At 67.3% G+C, this 9,196-nt stretch carries 7 protein-coding genes; 4 read left to right on the top strand and 3 right to left on the bottom strand.

Annotated elements, in window-relative coordinates; genetic code table 11:
- Positions 1-190 precede the first annotated feature (190 nt).
- Complete coding sequence (locus D7V88_RS34815) at positions 191-745, bottom strand: CAP family protein (RefSeq protein ID WP_120544915.1); 555 nt, start codon at positions 743-745, stop codon at positions 191-193.
- A gap of 107 nt (positions 746-852) precedes the next feature.
- The gene (locus tag D7V88_RS34810) at positions 853-2,028 is read right to left on the bottom strand and encodes a CBM96 family carbohydrate-binding protein (RefSeq protein ID WP_158625225.1); all 1,176 of its coding nucleotides are present in this window, start codon (positions 2,026-2,028) and stop codon (positions 853-855) included.
- A gap of 331 nt (positions 2,029-2,359) precedes the next feature.
- On the opposite strand from D7V88_RS34810, the gene D7V88_RS43960 reads away from it, so the two are divergent.
- From D7V88_RS43960 to D7V88_RS34790, 4 genes are all read left to right on the top strand, one after another.
- Positions 2,360-2,842, top strand: a complete 483-nt coding sequence (locus D7V88_RS43960) for an alpha/beta hydrolase family protein (protein WP_120544913.1) — start codon at positions 2,360-2,362, stop codon at positions 2,840-2,842.
- Between the two features lie 125 nt (positions 2,843-2,967).
- Positions 2,968-3,918 (top strand): collagen-like domain-containing protein, encoded by a 951-nt coding sequence (locus D7V88_RS42720; protein ID WP_244238558.1) that lies wholly within the window; start codon positions 2,968-2,970, stop codon positions 3,916-3,918.
- Positions 3,919-4,788: 870 nt separating this feature from the next.
- A complete protein-coding gene (locus D7V88_RS44790) occupies positions 4,789-5,532 on the top strand; it encodes a Tox-REase-5 domain-containing protein (RefSeq protein WP_244238557.1) in 744 nt (247 codons plus the stop codon).
- A gap of 5 nt (positions 5,533-5,537) precedes the next feature.
- Positions 5,538-6,254, top strand: coding sequence for an immunity 52 family protein (locus D7V88_RS34790; protein ID WP_120544912.1), 717 nt, complete (start codon positions 5,538-5,540; stop codon positions 6,252-6,254).
- A 21-nt stretch (positions 6,255-6,275) separates the two neighbouring features.
- Here the strand turns inward: D7V88_RS34790 and mutS are convergent, their stop codons facing one another.
- Positions 6,276-9,041 carry a DNA mismatch repair protein MutS gene (mutS, locus tag D7V88_RS34785; RefSeq protein WP_120544911.1) on the bottom strand — a complete coding sequence of 922 codons (2,766 nt, stop codon included), beginning with the start codon at positions 9,039-9,041 and terminating at the stop codon, positions 6,276-6,278.
- Positions 9,042-9,196: the final 155 nt, after the last annotated feature.

The raw sequence follows: 9,196 nt of genomic DNA, 5'->3' as shown, positions 1-9,196 counted from the left end.
GCCCCAGGAGCGCCATCACCCCCAGGGCCACGAGCACCCCGCGCACCAGACGGGTCACCGCCCCGGGAACCTGGGCCAGACGGACACGGCGGGGCGCATGGGGGATGGCGAATTGCATGGGTGCGTGGAGCCTACCCGCGGATTGAAATGACCGACAGCGGGGATGGCCCCTCGTGCAAGCGGACCAAGGTCATTTCGGGGGCAGGACGTTCGTCTGGAACGCCCCCATCATGTTTCCCGGAGCCCGATAGTTACAGACCACATACGTTTCGTACCACTTGGAGCCCTTCCCCCGGGCGATGGCGCAGCCGATCTTGGTGGTGCCCTTCCAGACCAGTTGTGTGAAGTGGCCGGTGTCCGCGGAGAAGCGACCGTTCTTGAAGCTGTACTTCGCGATCTCGCCGTACCATGCACTGACGGCGGCATTCGCAAGCCGGGTGGACGACTCCCCATCCGTTGAGCTCCCAGCCCAATAGAGGTTCTCACCGTATTTGTGGTCGAGTCCCCGGTGGCCCTCGGAGAGCCCTTCAAAGGTCGAGACAGTCTTCGCGCGGGTCTTCGCGTAGGCCACGATCGAGGCGTCCACCGTCAGGGCAGGAGCACTGTGCTTCGCGCGGTAGCTGTTGTGCAGGGTCACCACCGCATTGGTGAACGCGGTATCCGTCACGTCAGGGAAGGGCTCGCGCGCGAATGCGCTGGCAGAGAGGAGCAGCAGCAAGGTGATCACGGCTCGATGGGTACGCATGGTCTGTCGGCTCCTCGCGGGCAATGGACGGCGACTCCAGTCTACCGGCTACCACAGGGCCGTGCTCCGGACGCAAACCCTCACCGCGTCCGGAGCCCGCCCGTGAATCACGGCGTGTACGTCACTTCGAGGTGCGGGCGCTTGGATGCGTTGTCGACCTCGCGAGAGTGGTAGTAGCTGAGATACCCGTACGGGGCGCCGGAGATCCGCAAGGAGATGCGCCGGTCGGTGGCGTCCGACGCCGTCTGCACCGCGGGGATCAGCTCGGGGCTGTCATTGACACCCACCTGCTCGAACGGCTGGTCCGAGTTGCCGGGAAACCAGAGGAACCACGCGCCCAGGGGCGACCCGACAATGGCTGGCTGATTGTAGAAGTTCACGCCGTACTCGTTCCAGGAATTGTCGGGCACGAGGTACGTGTAGACATTGCCGTCGCCACCGGGAGACGCCCCACGCCGCGCGGTGGCGGAGAACTTCACGGACTTGATGACCGCCCCCGAGGGGAGGCCCCCCAAGTTGAAGCGCAGGAACGAAGCCTCGGGCCACCCGTAGCTCACGCCCAGTTCGTACGACCCGCCGAAGTTGGTGTTGCCATCCCAATACCCCCCCTTGGTGAAGGTGTCCGCCTCCGGTTCGAGGACCGTGACGACGTCACCCAGCTCGTATTGGATGACGAGCTTCGGGCGCTGGCTGGCATTGGAATACTCACGCGAGCGGTAGCGCGTCTTGTAACCCGGCGAGTGCAGCCGGAAGCTCACGAGCTTGTCGCCATCCAGTTCGCCCTGCACGACGGGGATGAGCGCCGGGTTGGAGTTGACGCCCAGCTTGTCCTCGGGCGTGAGGTTGTACCAGAGGAACCACTCGCCCGACGGGGTGCCCGAGGGCGCGGGCCTGTTGTTCCAGGTGATACCCGTCTCCAGCCACGAGTCGTCGGTGACGAAGCTCGTGTAGACATTGCCATCCCCGCCGTAGGCGTAGCCGTCGTAGGCCAGCGCTGAGAAGGTGACGGACGTGATGCGCGCGTTCGCGGGAAGGCTGCTCAGGTCGAACTTCAGGTAGGCTTCGGCGTACTGGCGATTCACGATCCACGCCGTATTGAGCCCGAAGTTACTGTTCGGCGCGTCGGGCGTGACGTACGCGTCCGCCACGGGTGAGAGCGTCACGGTGCCGGTTTCCAGCGCCGCGACCTGTGTCGAAACAGGGGCGCTGCCTTCCGGCGAAGGCTGTTCCGCCGAGGGAGCCGGTCCGCACCCCACGACCACCAGCGCCAGCAGTGTCGACACAGAAGGGGGATTCCACCTGGATACAGCAAGATGTCTCCGAAGTCTCATCAGGTCTGCCTTTGTCAGAAAGAGCGTCGTTGCTCTTCCTCAACACCGACCGACCCCTCCGCGCCCTTATTCAGGCGGGTCTGGAATCATGTGAGCCATCCTTGGGACAGGGAGGGCCGGTTCGACCCCGTCTGTTCCTCCCGAAGCAGGGAACGCGCTGCCGTGACCGCTGGCTGTCGCCCCATGCGCGTGCTCTATCTCTCCATCAGTGGAGGCGTCGGGGAGGCGCCCGTCGCGGTGTCGGGCATCATCGCGCTGCCGGACGAGCCCCGACTCCGCGTTCATGCCCCTGTTCCTGACCGGTGCCGTCGAGGGCAATCCCTCCAAGGTGAAGCTGACGGATTTCCTCACCGAGGACGCCGTGAAACTCTACGAACGGGTCGACACCGAATGCCGCGTGGAGTTGAGCGATGAGAAATCCTGGGGAGGCATTGTTCCGAAGGCCTTCGTGCTGAAGGAGTCGCCCGTGTTCACGGAGTTGAACGCGCAACTGGACGCGATGGACCCCGGCACGCTTCGGCTCACCGTGCCCGTGCGGCTCGTCCAGGGAGCACAGGACGAGCGCGTCGACCCGGCCCAGACGTTGATCGTGAAGACGGGCCTCGCCTTCCGGGGCGCGAAGATCGACTTCGTGGGATGCCCGGTGGCGGATCACTTCGGGGTGCTGGGCGACGACATCCCCGGCACCCTGGCCTGGTTGAAGCAGCGGTTCACCGGCGAGGCGCCAACCACCCCGGTGCTGAGCTCCTGCCAGCCCCTTCCGTAGCGCGGCGCCTCGACGCGGCAGGGGTCGGGTCGAAATCACCCCACAATCACAAACATTCCAGAATCAGGGCAACTTTCCGCTCGCACGCGCGACAACTGGTTTTCCCCGCTCATCCCGGAGACACCATGCGAGCCGCCCGATTGGCGATGTTGTGCCTGCTGACAGCCCTGACCGTATTCCCACGCACCGGTAGCGCGCAGACGCCACCGCTCGTCATCAAGAGCGTCACCGTCGATCTGGAGAACCAGGAGATCACCATCTTCGGCCAGGACTTCGGCAGCACGGCGCCAGGGGTCAACCTCTCTGGCTCCGGGCTCATCATCCTGAGCCACAGCACGACGACGGTCGTGGCGAAGCTGCCGGCGCCGGTGGCGGTCATCCCCGGCACCTATCTCCTGACGGTGACCGCCCTGGACCCTGCGGCGACGGGCTACGACCGCTTCAATGTCAGCATCGGAACGGGAGGCCCTGCGGGGCCAAAGGGAGACACGGGGCCCGCGGGTGCTCCCGGAGCCGCAGGTCCTCAAGGGCCTGCTGGAGCAGCGGGCGCGGACGGCGCCACTGGGGCCCCGGGGCCGGCCGGGCCTTCAGGGCCGCAGGGCGTTCCGGGCCCCAAGGGAGACACTGGAGCCCAGGGTCCTCAGGGGCTCAAGGGTGATACCGGCGCGCAGGGAGCACAGGGCCCCCAGGGACCCGCCGGCGCGGTGACGGAGTCCTCGGGCAGGGGACACTCCGTCAAGTCGTTCTCCGGTGGATTCAACGGCAACACCACCAACATCACGCCGCTCTACACGGTGCCCGCGGGGAAGACCCTCGTCATCACAGACATCATCGTGATTTCGAATAGCACCGCCATCGGCTTGCGGGTGGGGCCCATCAGCCCCTACATCTATCAGGATTTGAGCTCCACCCGGGCGATGGTTCCCGGCTGTTCGCTGACGCCCGGTTCATCCTATGTGAGCGTGCCGTGCGGCGTCTCACTCCAGGGGGGCATCCGGTTCGAGTCGGGAGAGCGGGTCGGCGCGCATGCCTATGGTGTGAGCGGAAGCGTGACCATGAGCGGCTACGAGTTCTGATCAAGGCCCCATGAAACTCCACACGCAGCAGCCCCAGTGGCTGCTGCGTGCGTCACGAATCTTCCTTCTCCGTTGAGGGAAGGCCTGGCTGAACAATGCGCGCGAGCCTCATGTGGTTGTGTCTGACCCTGGTCGTCACAGGCTGCGCTGGCGTGGAAAGGCACGCTGGACGCGGCAACTCGCGAACCCTCCGGCAACGCTCGGCCTCCACCCGAGATGTTCCCCGGGAGCGGCAACGGAGCCCCGACGCAGACGACGACTTGGACGAAGAAACGCATGGGCGTCGAAGCCCCGTGCGCATCCCCGCAGGGACGGCCTTCATCGCACCCGGTCCCGGAAAGCTCTCGCGACAGGCCGTGGAGATGGGCCTGCAGGAGGTGGACGCCTTCGAGAAGCTGCTCGTGCGCGCCGGCCTGGAGGATCTGGACGAGCTGCCCGTCCGCCGGAATCCCTTCACACCCGATGACGCCATCGAGGTGCTGGGGCATCTGATGGGGAAGCCGGTGTCACGGGCCTCCTTCCCTCCTCGCATGGCGGCGGCCTTCTTGCTGCGCGAGGTGTTGGAACAAGGTGAGGTCTCCCGTGAGGAACTGCTGCGCCGCATGAAGCGCTTCGTCCGGGAGCGGGTGGCGGTGCTCCGGCCGGACGGCTACCTGGCGTGGGCACTCGATGGAAGCACGCAGCAGAAAGTGGTGCCCATCACCTGGAAGGATGGAGCTTTTCGCTCGGGCCACTTCGAACTGGGGCGCTTCTACAACGGGCGGAGCGGAGTCTTCCGCCACGCGGACGCCCAGCAATCGCTCGTTGGACGGCGCGGGCGACGCCGTCGTGGACCTCTACCAGTCCCTGGGACAGCTCCTCACCCATCCCGTGGAAAGCATCGACGGGCTGCGAAACCTTCCAGCGGGCGTGGTGGCGCTTCTCCTGTCGTCACCCGAATACCTGGACCGCTTCCTGTTCATGACGGAGGGAGAGCAGATCCGGGAGGTGGCCCGTCTCACGACGAGTGTCCTCGTCACCTGGGGCGCGGCCTCGGTCACCACGCGCACGCTGACGGGAGTCATGGCGGGTGCGGAGGCCTCGGTGCCGGTGCTTTCGCTGGCGCCGGAAGGCGCGCTGGCGGTGGAGCGCGTCGTGGTGCCAGTGGGGCGCGCGGCGACGGTGTTGAGCGGCGGTCCGGGCGCAGCCATCCTCCTGCAACGTGCCAACACTTCTGGAGGCGGCGCCTCTTCTTCCGGCGGGCCGGGGCGATGGAAGCCAGCCAGGGAAGCCATGGAGGAGCCAGCACGAAAGTATCAGTCCCAGGTTACCCGGGCGCCCGAGGGACAGGTCTACGAAGTCGATGAGGTGAAGTTCGATGGGTTCAGGGATGATGTTTTGCTGGAAGCCAAAGGGCCCGGGTATGAGCATTTTCTCGAACAAGCCGTGGAGCAGGGAGGATGGTTCGAGGGATTCTCCGACATGGTCAGGCAGGCCAGGAGGCAACAGCGCGTCGCCCATGGCTTCCCCATCGAGTGGCACTTCGCGGAACGCAGGGTCGCGGACCATGTGCGAGCCCTGTTCAAACGAAATGGACTGGGGAGGATTTCCATCCACCACACTCCACCCCGCTGATTGAAATGACCGACACCTACTACGCAGGCGTGTACTGGCCCGGGCGGCCCGAGCCGCTGGAATCCTACGCCCGGCGAGCAGAGATCCTCTTTCAGCGACTGGCGTCCGTGGATCCGAGCCTCACCCATTGGTTCGAGCAAGCAACCACCCGAGAGGCGGCGCTCAAGGGGCGGTTCACACCGGATGCTGGAACACTTCGTGGACTGCTCAAGAAGAGCAAATACCAACTGGGCGGAGGCGAGATCTCCTTCTCCGCCTGGAATGGGGAGGCCGAAGCCAGCAGTGTCGTCAACTTCTCCTGCGGCGCCCCTTCTCCGAGCACGGTGGATCTCTGTCTGTTGACGCCGCCACCTCAAGGTCCCACCGCGGAGCGGATTCTCCGTGCTTCGACGCTCGCACAGGCGTTGCGCACGATGGCGCTCGCATGGGAACCGTCCTGGGGCGTCATCACATCCGACGAACATCGGGACACCGTGTCGGAGTTCGCTGACGTTGGCACCTTCGTCGGGTGGGTGACGTACCTCTCACACCCGAGGGGAGCGGTGCCCCCACTGCCGGCTCCCGTGCGCGTCGAACCCGTGGAGGCGCTGGGGACGCTCATCATCCTGACCCCCGAGCGCTTCACGGTCACCAATCCGGAGCATGTCGCGCTCGCCGCACAGGTCCGGGAATGGTTGGACCATGCGGGCCTGCTGAGGCCGTTCCATGCCGCGCCCTCTTGAGCGCGGCAAGGAGCCTGGGACTCAAGACGACCCCAACTCCCGCTGCAACTTCGCCAGCAGGTTGAGCGCGTCCAGCGGCGTCATCCGGTCCACCGACGCCGCCCGCAGCGCCTCCAACACCTCCGAGTGCACGGGAGGCACGGGAGGCACCACCACCGGAGCCGCCCCCCCGAACAACCCCAACTGCCCCGCGTTCACGGGCGCGCGCTTCGCCGACGAGCGCACCGCCACCCGGGGCCGTCCCGCCTCATCCAGCTCGCCGGACTCCAGGTTCTGCAACAGCTCCCGCGCCCGCGACACCACCTCCGGCGGCAGACCCGCCAGCTTCGCGACCTCGATGCCGTAGGAGCGGCTGGCCCCACCCGGAATCAGCTTGCGCAGGAAGATGACCCTGCCGCCCTGCTCCTTCACCGCGATGCACAGGTTCTTCACCCGGGGCCGCTCGCGCGCCAGGTCCACCAGCTCATGGTAGTGCGTCGCGAACAGCGAGCGCGCCCCCACCTTGTCGTGGATGTGCTCCGCCACCGCCCACGCGATGGACAGACCGTCGTACGTGGACGTGCCACGCCCGATCTCATCCAGGATGACCAGGCTGCGTCGCGTCGCGTGGTGGAGGATGTGGCTCGTCTCCGTCATCTCCACCATGAACGTGGACTGCCCGCGCGCCAGATTGTCCGCCGCGCCCACGCGCGTGAAGATCCGGTCGCACAGGCCGATGCGCGCCGCCTTCGCCGGCACGAACGAGCCCGCCTGCGCCATCAGCGCCGTCAGCGCCACCTGCCGCATCACCGTGCTCTTGCCCGCCATGTTCGGGCCCGTGATGATCAACAACTGCGCGTCCTCCGGATCCAACCGCACGTCGTTGGGCACGAAGGACTCGCCCGCGCCCAGCATCCGCTCCACCACCGGGTGCCGGCCCCCCGTGATGATCAGCCCCTCCGTGTCATCCACCTGCGGCCGCGTGTAGCCGTACTCCGCCGCGCACCGCGCGAACGACACCAGCGCGTCCGCCGTGGCCACCGCCTCCGCCGCGGAGCGGATGGCCGGCGCCCAGGTGATCACCCTCGCGCGCAGCTCCTCGAAGAGCTGCAACTCCAACACCGTGCGGCGCTCCTCCGCCGTGAGGACCTTCTCCTCGTACTCCTTCAGCTCCTCGGTGACGAAGCGCTCCGAGCCCACCGTCGTCTGCTTGCGGATGTAGTCCTTGGGCACCGCGTGCAGGTTCGCCTTCGTCACCTCCAGGTAGTACCCGAAGACCTTGTTGTAGCGGATCTTCAGCGAGCTGATGCCGGTGCGCTCCTTCTCCCGCTGCTCGATGCGCAGGAGCACGTCCTTGCCAGACGTGGACAGCGCCACCACCTCATCCAGCTCCGCGTGGAAGCCCGGCCGGATGAACCCGCCGTCGCGAAGGACCACCGGCGGCTCGTCCGTCACCGCCCGCAGCAGCACGTCCGCCAGCTCCGGCAGCGCCCCCAGCGGGCCCGCCAGGGACTTGAGCAGCCCCGCGTCACACCGCGCCAGCGCCGCGCCCAGCCGGGGCAACTGCGCCAGCGACAGCCCCAGCGCGCGCAAGTCCCTCGCGTTGCCCGCGCCCAGCGACAGCCGGCCACACAGCCGTTCCAGGTCGCCCACCTCCTTGAGCGTGGACACCAGCTCCTCGCGCCACACGCTCTTGCCGGCCAGCTCCTCCACCGCGTCCAGCCGCGCGGTGATCTCCGGCAGCGAGCACAGCGGCGCGGACAGCCAGCGCGCCAGCTTGCGCGCCCCCAGCCCCGTCGCGGTCCGGTCCAACACGCCCAGCAGCGACCCCTTGCGCCCACCGTCGCGCAGGCTCTTGAGCACCTCCAGGTTGCCCCGCGAGGACTCGTCCATCACCAGGCACGCGGACTTCTCCTGCCGCGACAGCCGGTCCACGTGCGCGGCGGCCGTCTTCTGCGTGTCCTTCAGGTAGCGCAGCGCCGCCCCCGCCGCCCCGGTGGCCAGCGGTGAGCCGTCCAGCCCGAACGCGGCCAGCGACTGCACGTTGAAGTGCGTGCGCAGGAAGGCCGCCGCCCGGGTGTGCTCGAAGGCCGCGCCCTCCCCTTCCGCCACCGCCGGCGCGCGCGACAGCCGCTGGCACACCTGCACCACCTCCGGCGCCTCGCGCTGGCCCTGCGGCACCAGCAATTCGCGCGGCTCCACGCGCGACAGGCCCTCCACCAGCTCCGACAGGCTGGCCGCCTCGAAGGTGTAGAACTCGCCGGTGGACGCCTCCAGCAGCGCCGCGCCGAAACCACCCTCGCTCCAGCACACGGCCGCCAGGAAGTTGCTGGCCTGCGGCTCCAGCACCTCGTCGTCCAGCACCATGCCGGGCGTGATGACCCGCGTCACCTCCCGCTGCACGATGCCCGGCCCCGCGCCCGGCTCCGTCACCTGTTCGCAGATGGCCACCTTCAGGCCATGTTCAATCAGCTTCGCGATGTACCGGCGCGCCGAGTGGTACGGGAACCCGCACATCGGGACCTTGTCCGCGCCCTTGGACCGCGCCGTCAGGGTGATCTGGAGCAGCTCCGAGGCCTTCACCGCGTCCTCGAAGAACATCTCGTAGAAGTCGCCCATCCGGAAGAACAGCACCGTGTCCGGATGCAGCGCCTTCACCTCCAGGTACTGGCGCATCATCGGCGTCAGGGACGCGATCTCCCGCGCCCCCGCGGGTGCTTCATTCGTCCCGACGTCCGGGGTCGTTTCGTCCTCGGCGAGCACCACCTCCGCCGCCTTGCCTGTCTTCATCTGCTGTGTCACCGCCATCCCCGACCTTCTCCCACGACCCTACGCCCGGATCAACGAACCGGAGCCCCTACCTGGGGAGTCTGCCTACCACCCCTGTCCGACATTTCCAGACGCCCTGCTCCGAAAACGGTTTGCAGCCCCACCATCCCCCGGCAGGCTGCCCGGCCACATGG

It is taken from the genome of Corallococcus terminator (assembly GCF_003611635.1).
GTDB classification, from domain to species: Bacteria; Myxococcota; Myxococcia; order Myxococcales; family Myxococcaceae; genus Corallococcus; species Corallococcus terminator.
Note: the sequence above shows the minus strand (reverse complement) of the source record. Positions and strands in the feature narration are given on the sequence as shown.